11 protein-coding genes are annotated in these 13,257 nt (G+C 65.8%); 7 read left to right on the top strand and 4 right to left on the bottom strand.

Annotation, left to right across the window (positions count from 1 at the left end; all coding sequences use genetic code 11):
- Window positions 1-130: 130 nt before the first annotated feature.
- The 5 genes from ACIP90_RS09835 to ACIP90_RS09815 all read left to right on the top strand — a co-directional run bounded on the left by ACIP90_RS09835 (window position 131) and on the right by ACIP90_RS09815 (window position 4,652).
- Complete coding sequence (locus tag ACIP90_RS09835; protein WP_400578990.1) at window positions 131-1,297, top strand: RtcB family protein; 1,167 nt, start codon at window positions 131-133, stop codon at window positions 1,295-1,297.
- A gap of 97 nt (window positions 1,298-1,394) precedes the next feature.
- Window positions 1,395-1,577, top strand: a complete 183-nt coding sequence (locus ACIP90_RS09830) for a hypothetical protein (protein WP_400578989.1) — start codon at window positions 1,395-1,397, stop codon at window positions 1,575-1,577.
- Between the two features lie 144 nt (window positions 1,578-1,721).
- On the top strand, window positions 1,722-2,876 hold the full coding sequence (locus ACIP90_RS09825) for an ABC transporter substrate-binding protein (protein WP_400578986.1): 1,155 nt from the start codon (window positions 1,722-1,724) through the stop codon (window positions 2,874-2,876).
- Between the two features lie 47 nt (window positions 2,877-2,923).
- Entirely contained in the window at window positions 2,924-3,649 is a 726-nt protein-coding gene (locus ACIP90_RS09820; protein ID WP_400578984.1) for an ABC transporter ATP-binding protein, read from the top strand.
- On the top strand, window positions 3,639-4,652 hold the full coding sequence (locus ACIP90_RS09815) for an ABC transporter permease (RefSeq protein ID WP_400578982.1): 1,014 nt from the start codon (window positions 3,639-3,641) through the stop codon (window positions 4,650-4,652). Before ACIP90_RS09820 ends, ACIP90_RS09815 begins: the two co-directional genes overlap by 11 nt.
- Before the next feature lie 71 nt (window positions 4,653-4,723).
- Here the strand turns inward: ACIP90_RS09815 and ACIP90_RS09810 are convergent, their stop codons facing one another.
- On the bottom strand, window positions 4,724-6,877 hold the full coding sequence (locus tag ACIP90_RS09810; protein WP_400578980.1) for a hypothetical protein: 2,154 nt from the start codon (window positions 6,875-6,877) through the stop codon (window positions 4,724-4,726).
- A gap of 794 nt (window positions 6,878-7,671) precedes the next feature.
- On the opposite strand from ACIP90_RS09810, the gene cobA reads away from it, so the two are divergent.
- Both cobA and ACIP90_RS09800 read left to right on the top strand, forming a co-directional pair.
- On the top strand, window positions 7,672-8,958 hold the full coding sequence (gene cobA / locus ACIP90_RS09805) for a uroporphyrinogen-III C-methyltransferase (protein ID WP_400578978.1): 1,287 nt from the start codon (window positions 7,672-7,674) through the stop codon (window positions 8,956-8,958).
- 34 nt (window positions 8,959-8,992) lie between these two features.
- Window positions 8,993-10,459: an FAD-dependent oxidoreductase gene (locus ACIP90_RS09800; RefSeq protein WP_400578976.1), complete on the top strand. Its 1,467-nt coding sequence runs from the start codon at window positions 8,993-8,995 to the stop codon at window positions 10,457-10,459.
- A gap of 82 nt (window positions 10,460-10,541) precedes the next feature.
- Here the strand turns inward: ACIP90_RS09800 and ACIP90_RS09795 are convergent, their stop codons facing one another.
- From ACIP90_RS09795 to ACIP90_RS09785, 3 genes are all read right to left on the bottom strand, one after another.
- Window positions 10,542-11,996, bottom strand: a complete 1,455-nt coding sequence (locus ACIP90_RS09795) for an SRPBCC domain-containing protein (RefSeq protein ID WP_400578974.1) — start codon at window positions 11,994-11,996, stop codon at window positions 10,542-10,544.
- A 99-nt stretch (window positions 11,997-12,095) separates the two neighbouring features.
- The gene (locus ACIP90_RS09790) at window positions 12,096-12,923 is read right to left on the bottom strand and encodes a DUF1206 domain-containing protein (RefSeq protein WP_400578973.1); all 828 of its coding nucleotides are present in this window, start codon (window positions 12,921-12,923) and stop codon (window positions 12,096-12,098) included.
- A gap of 7 nt (window positions 12,924-12,930) precedes the next feature.
- Window positions 12,931-13,221 carry a hypothetical protein gene (locus ACIP90_RS09785; RefSeq protein WP_400578971.1) on the bottom strand — a complete coding sequence of 97 codons (291 nt, stop codon included), beginning with the start codon at window positions 13,219-13,221 and terminating at the stop codon, window positions 12,931-12,933.
- Between the last annotated feature and the right edge of the window lie 36 nt (window positions 13,222-13,257).

The following is a 13,257-nucleotide window of genomic DNA, read 5'->3' as shown; positions in this document are numbered from 1 at the left end:
AGCTCCAGCCCCCGTCAAGGGCGGCAGGCGGCATCCCTTGACTCAGCCCGGCACGTGGGCAATAGTTTCACCCTGTCCAGCCGGATCGTGGCCCCAGCCGGGCCCAGCTCATCCAGCGGGAGAGGAAGTCGTGGAAACCATCAACAACCGGCTCATCAACTGGGCGTCCATCCTGGATGACAAGACGCGCGAGCAGGCGCTGGCAACCGCCCGGCTTCCCTTCATCTACCCGCATCTGGCCCTGATGCCGGATGCGCACCTCGGCAAGGGGGCCACCGTCGGCTCGGTCATCCCGACGCTGGGCGCTATCATTCCAGCCGCCGTGGGCGTGGACATCGGCTGCGGAATGATCGCCGTCAGGACGCAGTACGTGCTGAAAGACCTGCCCAAGGACAGGAAACGGCTGCGCGAGGACATTGAGCGCGTCATTCCGCTGTCGGCGGGCCACAACAACCGGACCGTCCTCGGCACAGCCGAACCGCGCGTCGCTGAGCTGAGGAAACTGGCTGCCAAGGCGGGGTTTGACCCGGGCCAGTACGTGCCGAAGTGGGCGCTGCAACTTGGCTCACTTGGTTCCGGTAACCACTTCATCGAAGTTTGCGTGGATGAAACGGACGCCATCTGGCTGTTCCTGCACTCCGGCTCCAGGGGGATCGGCAACAAGATCGCGCAGCACCACATCAATGTGGCCCGCCGGCTGGCCGCAGCGAAGGGGACTGTCCTGCCCGACCCGGACCTGGCCTCCCTGGACGAGGGCACCGCCGAATTCACGCACTACATCAAGGAGCTCCGCTGGGCCCAGCGCTTCGCCCTGCTGAACCGCGAGGAAATGATGGACCGCGTGATCACCGAGTTTGGCCGCTGGGTGGGCGGCCCGGTCCACGAGAAGGAGCGGATCAACTGCCACCACAACTTCACGCAGCAGGAGACCCATTACGGAAAGTCCGTCTGGGTGTCGCGGAAGGGGGCCATCAAGGCCGAAGCGGGGGATCCGGGCCTGATTCCCGGATCCATGGGCACAGCTTCCTACGTCGTGGAGGGGCTCGGCAACCCGGTGTCCCTGAACTCCTCGCCGCACGGTGCGGGCCGGGAATATTCACGGAATGCGGCGCGCAAGACGTTCTCCCTGACGGAGTTGAAGCAGGCCATGCACGGGATCGAATTCCGCGCCACGGAGGCCTTCATCGACGAGATTCCTGCAGCCTACAAGCCGATAGACCAGGTCATGCACGACGCCGCAGACCTCGTTCGTGTGCGCCACAAACTGCGGCAGATCATCAACGTTAAAGGGGACTGAACCTGGACCGTCGAAGTGCTCTGGACGCTGCTGCAGGGCGGTGCCAAGGTGAAGCACCAGGCGTGAACATTCCGGCACTGAAGCAACGGAGGATGTCATGAATCTCGATGAACTGGTCTTCCACCCCTGGGCGGTGCAGGGGCCGCGCGACGTGCCTACCTTCGTCGGCGGTTCCGGGAGCTACGTCATCGACGCCAGCGGCCGGAACGACTCCGACGCCGCCGCGGGGCTGGCCATCCTTGACGACGCGCTCGCTGCAGCCGATACGTACCTGACTTAGGCCTGGTCCACCGAAGGTCCTGGGCGGCTGCAGGGGGAGATAATGCAGGCTGGCGCCCGTCCGAATGTGACGTTAGATGAACGCGCGTGACCCCGGGTTTCCGACTCATTGAACCGGGTTAACGACACTCCCTATGGTGAATCCATGACTAGTTCCAGGCCGGGCATGACCCGCATTGAGGCCGGCGACAGCCAGGTGCCCAAGCGGAGACGTGCCCTGGAGATCGCCCTGGCCCTTGGCTTGGTCCTGCTGATCATCGTGGGGGCTGTTGTGGCCTCCGCAGTGTCGCGGGATACCAACGCGTCTGCAGCACCTACAGCCCCCATTGGCCCCGCCGATGAGCTCAAGCTCGGCTATTTCGGCAACATCACGCATGCTCCTGCCCTGGTGGGCGTCAATGAAGGCTTCATTGCGAAGAGCCTGGGCAGCACCAAGCTGTCCACGCAGGTCTTCAACGCCGGCCCCGCCGCGGTGGAGGCATTGAATGCCGGGGCCATCGACGCGACGTACATCGGGCCGAACCCGGCCATCAACTCGTTCGTCAAGAGCAAGGGCGAGTCGATCAGCATCATCGCGGGCGCTGCCTCGGGCGGTGCGCAGCTTGTGGTGAAGCCGGAAATCAAGTCTGCAGCCGACCTGAAGGGCAAGACCCTGGCTTCCCCGCAGCTGGGCGGCACGCAGGATGTGGCGCTGCGCGCCTGGCTCGCCAAGCAGGGCTTCAAGACCACTCCCGACGGCGGCGGGGACGTCGCCATCAACCCGACCGAAAACGCCCAGACGCTGAAGCTGTTCCAGGACGGAAAGCTCGATGGCGCGTGGGTGCCGGAGCCGTGGGCGTCCCGCCTGGTGCTCCAGGCCGGGGCCAAGGTCCTGGTCGATGAGAAGGACCTGTGGGACGGGTCCCAGACCGGCAAGCCGGGCCAGTTTCCCACGACCGTCCTGATCGTGAACAAGAAGTTCGCCGCGGAGCACCCGCAGACGGTGGAAGCCCTGCTGAAGGGACACGTCCAGGCCGTGCAGTGGCTTAACGACACCCCGGCCGCGGAAAAGGCCAGCAAGCTAAACGCCGCTCTCAAGAAGGACTCCGGCAAGGCGCTCCAGCAGAACGTCATCGACCGGTCGCTGCAGAACATCGTCTTCACAGTGGACCCGCTGGCCGGAACCTATAAGAAGCTGCTGCAGGACGGCGTGGACGCCGGAACCACGAAACAGGCCGACCTTAACGGCATTTTCGACCTCCGTGCACTCAACACAGTGACCCAGACAAAGACTTCCGCGGCAGGGCTTGGCCAGGACTAGCCCCTGCTGAAGCAGCACACAACGCACCACGAACAAAGGACGGGACCATGCCAGTCGTACTGGAAAACCTGGGCAAGCGCTTCGGCGACGGCGCCCCGGTGCTGGACGACGTCAACGCCACCATCGGCAGAGGCGAATTCGTCGCCCTCCTCGGTGCGTCCGGCTGCGGCAAATCGACCCTGCTGAACATCATGGCGGGACTGGAGGTCCCGACGTCGGGCGCTCTTGAGGTGCCCAGCGACGGCGCCGCTTTCATGTTCCAGGACTCTGCTCTTTTCCCCTGGCTGACGGCCAGGGAGAATGTTGAGCTCGCCCTGAAGCTCCGCGGTGTGGGCAAGGCCAGCCGCCGCACTAAGGCTGCCGAGCTGCTTGACCTCGTGCATCTGGCCGAGGCGGCGGACAAGCGCCCGCATGAGCTTTCCGGCGGCATGCGCCAGCGCGTGGCCCTGGCGCGTTCGCTTGCGCAGGACCGGCAGCTGCTGCTGATGGACGAGCCGTTCGCGGCCCTTGACGCGATTACCCGCGACCTGCTCCATGACGAACTCGAGCGCATCTGGAAGGAAACGGGGCGCACCATCGTGTTCGTGACGCACAACGTCCGCGAGGCCGTCCGGCTCGGCCAGCGTGTGCTGCTGCTGTCCTCCCGGCCCGGCCGCGTCGTCCAGGAATGGAACGTCACCGAAGAACACCGTACCGACGCCGGTCTTGCCGGACAGCTGACCGGGGTCATCACCGCCCGGCTGCGAGAGGAGATCCGCCGCCATGCCAAGTAAATTCCTGTCTGACTCTGCGCCGGATGCCGCCCCCGCCCTGCCGGTCGAGCCCGCCGAGGCGCCGCTGGCCGAGCCCGCCGAGACCCCGGCTTCGGAAAGCGGCGAGTCCACCAAAATCCATGCAGCCCTGACGCGGTCCTCCACCGGTTCCGCCGACCTGCGCGAACTCGAATCCGGCTTGGACTCCCTGCAGTCCGACGCTGTCCGCAAGGCCAGGATCGACTGGAGCCGTATCCTGCTGCCGATCGCCGCCCTCGTGGTGCTCGTGATCATCTGGCAGTTCTATGTTTCGCTCGGCCTCAAGCGCCGCGACCAGGTGCCGGGCCCGATGGATGTGCTCGAGCAGTTCGGCGCGCTGTGGGCTGAGGGGTCGCTCCTGGAGGCTGTGTGGACGTCGCTGCAGCGCGGGCTTCTGGGTTTCCTGATCAGCGTTGTCATCGCGACGCCCATCGGCCTGCTGCTGGCCCAGGTGGCCCCGCTGCGCCGCGCGTTTGGCCCGCTGATCTCCGGGCTGCAGGTCCTGCCGTCCGTGGCCTGGGTCCCCGCGGCCATCATCTGGTTCGGCCTCACCGACGCCACGGTGTACTTCGTGGTGTTCATGGGCGCCATCCCGTCGATCATCAACGGCCTCATCTCCGGCGTGGACCAGATCCCGCCGCAGTACCGCAGCGTCGGCACAGTCCTTGGCGCTTCCCGGCTGCAGATGGCCGTGCAGATCATCCTCCCTGCGGCCCTTCCCGGCTACCTGAGCGGCCTGAAGCAGGGCTGGGCGTTCTCCTGGCGCTCACTCATGGCTGCGGAAATCATCGCCGTGGGCGGCACCATCGGCTTCGGACTTGGCTCCATGCTGAACCAGGGCCGCGACCTCGCCGACATGACCATCGTGATGTCCGCGATCCTGCTCATTCTCGCAGTGGGCATCCTGATCGAGCTGCTCGTCTTCGGCCCCATTGAAAAGCGCCTCCTCCGCCGCCGCGGCCTCCTGGCGGGCAGCACCCGCTAAGCGCCTCCTTCCAACCCAAACCAGAAAGCCCGACGGCGACAATCGCCGTCGGGCTTTCTGCTGTCCGTTTGTCAGCCGCGTGTCAAGGTTCCGCAGCCGTCGACTTCGATGCCCTTGGCCCAGGAAGGGATGGTCACTATGGTTCTTGCCGAACCGTAGTAGTTGTCGTAGATGTCGTCGAAGGTTCCACTGAAGCCGCTGAGGGTTGCCCAGTAGCAGGAGCTTCCCGTGCCGTAGCCATAATAGGTACCTGGCAGGATGTCGATCCCCACTCGATAGGTGCCGTCAGCGGTAATGCGGGTGGCTTTGGCACCTGTGGAAGGAACGGTCGTCCAAGAGCCGCACCCGCTGCTCATGAAGCCGACGTCGCCAGGAAGGATTTGAACATAGGTCCGTGCGGCACCAAAGTAGTTTGCGTTGATGTCATCGAAGCCTCCTGAAAAGCCGCTAAGACGTTCCCAGTAGCACCCGCTCCCTGTGCCGGTCGCCTTGTACAGCCCAGGCTGGATGTGGGTTCCCACCTTGTACGTGCCGTCGCCGCGGAGAACGGTCACTGCCCACACGGGGAGTTTCAGAGCGGGGCTGCCGAGGGCCCGCGTATCGTAATAAGCCCTGCTGACCCAGACCCGCACCGCGATTGACTTTCCGTTGTCTGCTGCAGCGATACGGTAGGTCTTATAACGTGCGCCCGTGATGGCCACACCATTGCGGTACCACTGGTAGCCGTACGCGGTCGGTGCCGGCGAGTAGGTACCGGGGTTGGCGGTGAGCGTTGCTCCCAGCCACTGGCCGCCAGTAATCCTCGGCGCCGAAGTCGCGGTGAACACGGCTTTGCCCACGGTGACGAGCTTCGTGGCGGCTGAACGCGTGGCATAACCAGGCTTGGACACGGTGACCATCACATTCACCCGTGACCCGATGTAGCCGGTGTTGAGATAGAGGGACGAGCCGGTGGCACCCTTGATCGCCACGCCATTGCGGTACCACTGGTACTTGAGGGAAACGCCGGGCGTCCACCCTTGGGAAATGCGCAGCGTCTGACCGTAGCGGTGAACACCGGTCACGAGCAGGGACTTGGTGGCCACGATGGTTCCGGAGTAGATCATGCGTGCCGCCGAGTAGCGGTCCAGGCTTGTGAACCCCGCTTTGCTTGCCCGGACTCTTACCTTGATCGTCTTTCCATAGTCCGCCGCGGTGGTGGCGTAGGTTCGACCGACCGCTCCCGTGATGGCCGCCGTGCCGCGATACCACTGATAGGACAGGGTTGCGCCGGTGGGCGCCCACGTTCCTGCATTAGCCGTCTGCAGCTGGCCGACTCGGGCGGTTCCGCTGATGGTGGGCACGGGCGCTGCACTGAACGTGCCAATGACGCCAGTAACCTGTGCCGATGTCAGAATCACCGAGGTGAAGCCGGGGGCGGACAGGGTCACGTTGGCCGACAGCTTCTGTCCAATGTCCGCAGCTGTAACTGTGTAGCGCGGGGCTGTGGCCAGTGCGATGGCTGTCGCTCCGCGGAACCACTGATAGGTCACGGTGCCTTGGCTCACGTTGCCCCCTTGGGGAGCGCCCACCGAAAGCTCCTGGCTGACGGCAGGCCTGCCCGTTACCGTGTTGCTCCAGACCACGCCGGTGAAGGCGGCCGGGCGCACCGTCACCGGAAGGGCTGAAACTTCGGTTCCGGGAGTCTGAGCGTCCGGCGAAGCCACCACGGTGAGTTGAATGCTCTTTCCGGCCATCGCCGGAAGGATCTGCAGGACATCAGCCTCGCCAATCGCATGACCGTCAGTCTGGATGGGAACGCCGTCGATGATCCAGCTGTACTTGATCCAGCCGGCTCCGATCCACTGCCCGCCCGTGGACGACAAGGTGCCGTTTACAAGAGGATCCCCGTCAATGACGGGAAGACTGAGGTTTTCAGGAGCGGCTGGTGCCGTCTCAGCCGGCGTGGGCTCGGCAGGCGCCGATTCAGTGGGCACCGTCTCCGAAGGCGTCCCTTCGGTCGGGAGCGTTTCCACCGGGGCAGCTTCGGTTGGCTGTGATTCGGTGGGCTGAGCGCTAGGATCCGGTGCTGGATCCTCGGCAACGGTGCTGGTTTCCATCGGCAGCGCCTGTGCTGCCGGAGCCATCAGAAGTCCGGCAAGCAAAGCGATGCCGGCGGCTGTGGCTGTAGCCCTGGTGATGCGACCAGGGCGCGTCCGCGTACGGACGTTTTCGTGCAGAGACAACTAGTCCCCTTCCCCCATGTTGAGACTGACTGAAGATCGGCTCGACTTCCTGTGCGAGCGGATCGCGACTATTTACCCCAAGTGCTTCCCGAGCAGTAAGCCTGGGCACAGGTGCCTTTACCCGCGTTCTTACCTGCGCTCTTGCCGTCGTTCAGGATTCCAGTGACGGCGGCGGAAACGTCGGAGTAGCTCCCCGTGACAGAGAGGCTCGTGATACCGAATTCCTTCTACGTGATGACTGCCCTTCCCTTCTTCCGATCCTTGAGGAAGAGGGCGATCATGCCCAAGATGTGAGCGACCGGGCCCAGGAAAAAGGCAATCATTCCTTTGATCCTCTGACACTTTCCCCGTTTTCTCCTGCGATTGTCGATCATTACGGCCCTTGCGTTCACGACTTGCCCACATCCGGAGAATCATTCGTGGAGAGCTTGTTGTAGCAAAAAAAATCATGTCTCATATTCCGCCGAATTCACCGATTCTGCAGAAATCCTCGGGGAATACTGCGGGAAGACTGAGGAGAAGTTGATGCAGGCGCCGTCCCTGAACCTAAGTGATCAGACACGGATTTCAGTTATGGGGAAAAATGTCGCGCTATTTACCCTTCCTTCAGGACGGCAAGGCGAGCGGCAAGTCACGGTGCATCACACGGTGTAGAGTGCCCAACGACGGCGGCCCAAGGAGCCACTGCGAGGGGGCACAAGGGCCAAAACGCAATGTGACGCAGCGTTACCTTGCGTGAACTGGTGTTTCCGCTGCCGTTGTTGGTGAATGTGACGCGGCCCTACCGTTGATTCATGGCAATTCAGGACATCTACCCGACGGCACTGCGCCTGCTCGGCCGCCCCGTGCTCGTGGTGGGCGGCGGGCCAGTAGCAACGCGCCGCGCGAAGGGCCTGCTCGACGCCGGTGCCCGCGTTACCGTCGTGGCGCCTGATGCCTCCGCCCCGCTCCGTGAACTCGCCGACGCCGGCCTGCTCACCTGGGAGCCGCGCGCTTACCGCTCCGAGGATGTCGACGGCGTCTGGTTCGTTCAGACAGCCACCGGCGATTCCGCTGTGGACGCCCAGGTATCGGCCGACGCCGAAGCGCAGCGCATCTGGTGCGTCAACGCCTCCGACCATGAAGCGTCCGCCGCTTGGACGCCGGCCGTAGCCGTGGTTGACGACGTCAAGATCGCCGTGAACGCCGGCGGAGACCCGCGCCGTGCCATGGCCCTGCGCGACGCCGTCGCCACCGCCCTCGAATCCGGTGACCTGCCGCTCCGCCGCCGCCGCATTTCGAAGGACGGCGCCAGCACGGGTTCCGTGGCCCTCGTGGGAGGCGGCCCGGGCGACACCGGCCTCATCACAGTCCGCGGCCGCCGGCTCCTTGGCCAGGCCGACGTCGTGGTGGCAGACCGCCTCGGCCCGCGTGAGCTGCTCAAGGAACTGGCCCCCGACGTCCGCGTCATCGAGGTGGGCAAGACCCCTGGCCACCACCCCGTTCCGCAGGCGGAGATCAACCGGATACTCGTCGACGAAGCCCTGAAAGGCCACCGCGTGGTGCGCCTCAAGGGCGGCGACCCCTATGTCCTGGGCCGCGGCGGCGAGGAAGCAGAATTCTGCCGCCGGCACGGCGTCGAGGTTGAAGTGGTCTCCGGCGTGACATCGGCCATCTCCGTACCCGCCGCCGCCGGCATCCCCGTGACACACCGCGGCCTGGCCAAGGGCTTCAGCGTGGTCACCGGGCACGAGGAACTGTCAGAGGTTCCGGCCCGCCCCGACCACACCGTGGTGCTCCTGATGGGCGTCGGCCAGCTGCGTGAATCTGCCTCCGCTCTCGGCAAAGCCGGCCTGCCCGAGGACACTCCCGTTGGTATTGTGGAGAACGGCTACCTGCCGAACCAGCGCGTGACGATTGGCACACTCGCAACCATCGCCGACCAAGCTGAGGCCACCGGCGTCGCGAATCCTGCCGTGATCGTCATTGGTGACGTTGTCCGCGTGAGCCCGTTCGCGCCGTCGCACTTCAAGACCGCTGACTACAGCACCACCAGCCCCAACAAGCCCCGCACAAGCATCAACCGCGTTCTCACCCCCTAGCCCCGAGTCGGGACCGAAGAAAAGGAACACAGCCGTGTCAACCAGCACCACCGTAGGAACCGCTGCCCGCCCGTTGCGTGTGGCCGTCATCGGCTCCGGCCCGGCCGGCGTCTACGCCGCGGACATCCTCACCAAGAGCGAAGCCGTCAAGAGCGGCGAGCTGACCGTGAGCATCGACCTCTTTGACCGCTACCCGGCGCCCTACGGCCTGATCCGCTACGGCGTTGCCCCGGACCACCCGCGCATCAAGGGCATCGTCAACGCGCTGCACAAGGTGCTGGACCGCGGAGACATCAGGTTCTTCGGCAACGTGGACTACGGAACGGACCTCTCCATCGAGGACCTCCGCACGCACTACGACGCCGTCATCTTCGCCACCGGCGCCATCAAGGACGCGGACCTGAACATCCCGGGCATCGAACTCGAGGGCTCCTACGGCGGCGCCGACTTCGTCTCCTGGTACGACGGCCACCCGGACGTGCCCCGCGAATGGCCGCTGGATGCCAAGGAAATTGCCGTGATCGGCAACGGCAACGTGGCACTGGACGTGGCCCGCGTCCTGTCCAAGCACGCCGACGACCTCCTGGTCTCCGAGATTCCGGACAACGTCTACGCCGGCCTGAAGGCATCGCCTGTCACGGACGTCCACGTCTTCGGCCGCCGCGGCCCGGCCCAGGTGAAGTTCACCCCGCTTGAGCTGCGCGAGCTGTCCCACTCCAAGGACGTGGACATCATCCTGTACCCGGAGGACTTCGAGTTCGACGAAGAGTCCGACCGCCAGGTCCAGACCAACAACCAGACCAAGACCATGGTGGGCACGCTCACCAACTGGATCGCCGAGCAGCCCGAGGACATCTCCGAGCTCAAAGCCTCCCGCCGCCTGCACCTGCACTTCCTGCACAGCCCGGTGGAGATTTACGATGACGCCGCGAACCCCGGGCGCGTCAGCGGCATCAAGTTTGAACGCACCGAGCTGGACGGCACGGGCAACGCCCGCGGCACCGGCGAATACATCGACTACCCGGTGCAGGCCGTGTACCGCGCGATCGGCTACTTTGGTTCGGCCCTGCCGGAGATCGAGTTCGACCACAAGAAGGGCGTCATCCCGAACGCCGGCGGCCGTGTCCTGGACGCGTCCGGCGAGCACGTGCCGGGCATCTACGCCACCGGCTGGATCAAGCGCGGCCCCGTCGGCCTCATCGGCCACACCAAGGGCGACGCCCTCGAAACCGTGACGTACCTGCTGGAAGACCGCGAAAACCTCCCGGTTGCCGAGGCACCCGCCCCCAGCGCCGTCGTCGACCTGCTGGAAAGCCGCGGCGTGGAGTACACCACCTGGGAAGGCTGGCTGGCCCTGGACGCACACGAGCTCGCCCTGGGCGCCGAGGCCACCGCAGCCGGCGGCTCTCACGGTGTTGCGGTCAAGCGTGAGCGCATCAAGGTCGTGCCGCGTGAGGAGATGGTATCCATCTCCCGCGACGGAGTGGCCGCCAGCGTCTAGTTTCTGCCGCAGTGCGGGGCCACACCACGCCTGATCCGTTTGGATCACCGGGCGCGGAGTGGCCCCGCCTGTGTTTAATCCGCTAGTCGCCCGCGCCGCCTGCGGCCATGAGTTCGAGCCGCTTCAGGGTTTCGCGGTTGCGGATGGAGATGAGCGCGTCCCTCAGGACTTTGGGAACCGCCAGGCCGGGGCCGCGGACGGCGTCTTCGGCGATCGTGACCCGGCACTGCGTGCCCATGTCCTCCAGCGTGATCACCACCTTGGCCTCGCCCATGGGCCAGCCGCGGGCGGTCAGTTCCAGCGATTTGCCCGGCTCAACGGCAGCGACCCTGGTGCTGTCATCGATCACCAGCGGCCACGCGCCCACGGAATGATAGAGCCGTGAGCCGAGCTCGGGCCACCTGGCGTCCACGGCGCGGATCCTCGAGGCCCCGACAACCCAGCCGGAGTAGAGCCAGCCATCCGCGATCACCTTCCAGACGTCTGCTGCGGGGGAGTTGTAGACCTGGGTTATCGTGGCCATCGGTTTCCTCTCGTGCGGGGCCGGATGCTCCGGAATGGAACTCGGGTCGGCCCGCCGCCGACCCGACCGGCGTGTTGTAAGAAGCCGGGGTGTGAGAACCCGGGGCCTGAACACGCCGGCCGTCAAACTCTGCACGCCAGGAAGGCCCGGCGCCGGGCCGCGTGCCGTGCGGTACGAACTTTCCCGGAGGCGCCGCGCCCAGGCGTAGGTGCCGGCACCCTGCACGGGGTGTTGGAGCGGGTCGAAGCGGTCGGGGGTGTCATCCCGGTCCGGATCGGACCTCAGCCTCAGGGTTCCGGCATGGACCCAAGGGCCGGCGGGCGTGGCGTAGGACAGGGCGAGCACCCAGTCACCTTCGGCCAGGGCAGCCCGGAAGTCGCCGCGGGTTTCGGCCCGGCCGGTGGCCCGCGGCGGCAGCGAAAGCGTCCGCAGCCCCAGCAGCACCGGCCCGTCCGCTCCCCGGTACGGCATCAACGTGGTGAACCGGGCGGCGCCGACATCCAGCCTGGGAAGCAACAGGAACCGCGCCGGAACTCCCCAACCGGTGGACGCGAACAGGACGTCCGCCGTGCCGGTGGCGTCGGAACCGGAGGCGCTGGAGCCTGAGCCGGTGGCGCCGCCAATGCGCAGGGCGAGCCCCAGGATGTCGGGGAGTGCGTCCGGGAGCCCTACCGAGCGGGAGAACCGGGCCTGCACCTGATCGGTACCGGGTGCGTCCAGCCAGCTGATGCCGCTCCGCCCTCCCGGCATGCCGCTGCCTCCGGGCATGCCGCCTCCGGGTATCCTGCTGGCGGCCCCGCCCTGCAGGCCATGCCGGGTCAGCTCGCCAACGAGGCTGATGCCCCGCGGGTGAATTGGCCGGACGGGGCGGATGGTCTTGATGGCCTTGAAGACGGTGGCGAAACCCCGGCCTGCCAGCCCGGTTGCCCGGCCCGCCAGTTCAACCGCCGGCCCGGCTCCGCTGCCGGGCACCCCACCTGCCCGCCCCGCGGCTTCAGGCGATTCCTGCGTCATAAGCCCTCCTCGTTGCTTCACGTCGTGCGGGCTGCGGCTATCGCCCGGGTCGATTCGCCCGCCGCTTCCACCGGGCTGCCCCGCACGCCGCCATGCGAGTCACATCCTGCCAAACTTTGACCTGACCAGGGCGAAAACGCCGTAGCAAATAAAGCCGGCGCCGATCGCGAGCAGCAGATAGGGCCCATAGGGGTGGTCTAGCAGGGCTTTGAGGCTGCCGTCCAGCCCGGTGGATTCGTCCGGGCTGTGCTTGGCGGCGGCGATGACGAAGAGCAGGCCGGCAAGGATCAGCGCGATTCCCTTGGCCACGTGGCCCGTCACGCCCAGGGAATCAATGAACTTCCCCCTCCGCGTGCCCTCGAAATGGAAGAGTTCCTCCTTGAACCCCCGCCGGACGCCTTTCGCGATGAAGTAGACCCCGACGCCCACGATCGTGAGGCCGAGCGCGCTCAGAACCACAGTGCCGAACGGCGTGGTCAGGAGTGCGGCGCTGATGTCCTTCGTTGACTCACCCGAATCGCTGCGCAGGCCCACCGCAAAGCCGCCGAAGCTCAGGCCGACGCTGCCATAGGCGATGGCCAAAAAGCCCGAAGAAATGTGTTTGCCGATTCTCTCCTTCGTCGGCAAATGGCGGGCACGCAGCGTCGCCTCACTCAGCTGCCAGAGTGCGAGGCCAAGGCAGGCGATCATGCCCGCCCACATCACGACGGGTCCCCATGGATTGGCAGCCAGCTGCTCGATTGCCCCGGTGGCCTCGGCCTGGCCAGGCTCGCCCAGTGCCAGCGCGATGGCGATGGCCCCGACCACGATGTGGAGCAGCGCAATCACGGCAAACCCCGACCGCGCGACGACGTCCAGCGCCTTGATATTCGACGCCGCCTCCGCGGCGTCGGCCGCTTCGCCTATCGGGCTCACCTTGTCCGTCATGGCTTCGTCAGCCGTTCATGGGTCCTTCGGCGTGGACCCTCTCGGCTCCTTCGCCCGTGAGTTTCACCGTGCAGCGGACCACGAGCGTGTCGGGCGCCGTGTCGAGCTCCACCAGTGTGTCGCCGGCCCTGAGTAAGGCGAACCCTTCCGATCCGGGCTCGATGCCAAAGCCCCTGGACGCGGCGGCCTGCCGGGCATTTTCCAGCGCTTCGCGCCGGAGTTGGTCCACATAGCTCTGGTCGTCCTCGCGGGCGGAGTCGCCAAAGGCCCAGCCGAACAAGGTTCCTGTTGCTTCCATGGCGACGATTTTACGCTCAAGGGCTGCGCTGTTACG

It is taken from the genome of Arthrobacter sp. NPDC093139 (assembly GCF_044754165.1).
Lineage (GTDB): Bacteria > Actinomycetota > Actinomycetes > Actinomycetales > Micrococcaceae > Arthrobacter.
The sequence above is the reverse complement of the archived record's forward strand: the minus strand, read 5'-3'. Positions and strand labels throughout refer to the sequence as shown.

What these genes read in the sequence shown, in the direction of transcription:
- ACIP90_RS09830 (WP_400578989.1), top strand. Translation starts at nt 1,395, where the DNA reads ATGAATCTCGATGAACTGGTCTTCCACCCCTGGGCGGTGCAGGGGCCG.
- ACIP90_RS09825 (WP_400578986.1), top strand. Translation starts at nt 1,722, where the DNA reads ATGACTAGTTCCAGGCCGGGCATGACCCGCATTGAGGCCGGCGACAGC.
- ACIP90_RS09820 (WP_400578984.1), top strand. Translation starts at nt 2,924, where the DNA reads ATGCCAGTCGTACTGGAAAACCTGGGCAAGCGCTTCGGCGACGGCGCC.
- ACIP90_RS09815 (WP_400578982.1), top strand. Translation starts at nt 3,639, where the DNA reads ATGCCAAGTAAATTCCTGTCTGACTCTGCGCCGGATGCCGCCCCCGCC.
- cobA (WP_400578978.1), top strand. Translation starts at nt 7,672, where the DNA reads ATGGCAATTCAGGACATCTACCCGACGGCACTGCGCCTGCTCGGCCGC.
- ACIP90_RS09795 (WP_400578974.1), bottom strand. Translation starts at nt 11,996, where the DNA reads ATGACGCAGGAATCGCCTGAAGCCGCGGGGCGGGCAGGTGGGGTGCCC.
- ACIP90_RS09790 (WP_400578973.1), bottom strand. Translation starts at nt 12,923, where the DNA reads ATGACGGACAAGGTGAGCCCGATAGGCGAAGCGGCCGACGCCGCGGAG.
- ACIP90_RS09785 (WP_400578971.1), bottom strand. Translation starts at nt 13,221, where the DNA reads ATGGAAGCAACAGGAACCTTGTTCGGCTGGGCCTTTGGCGACTCCGCC.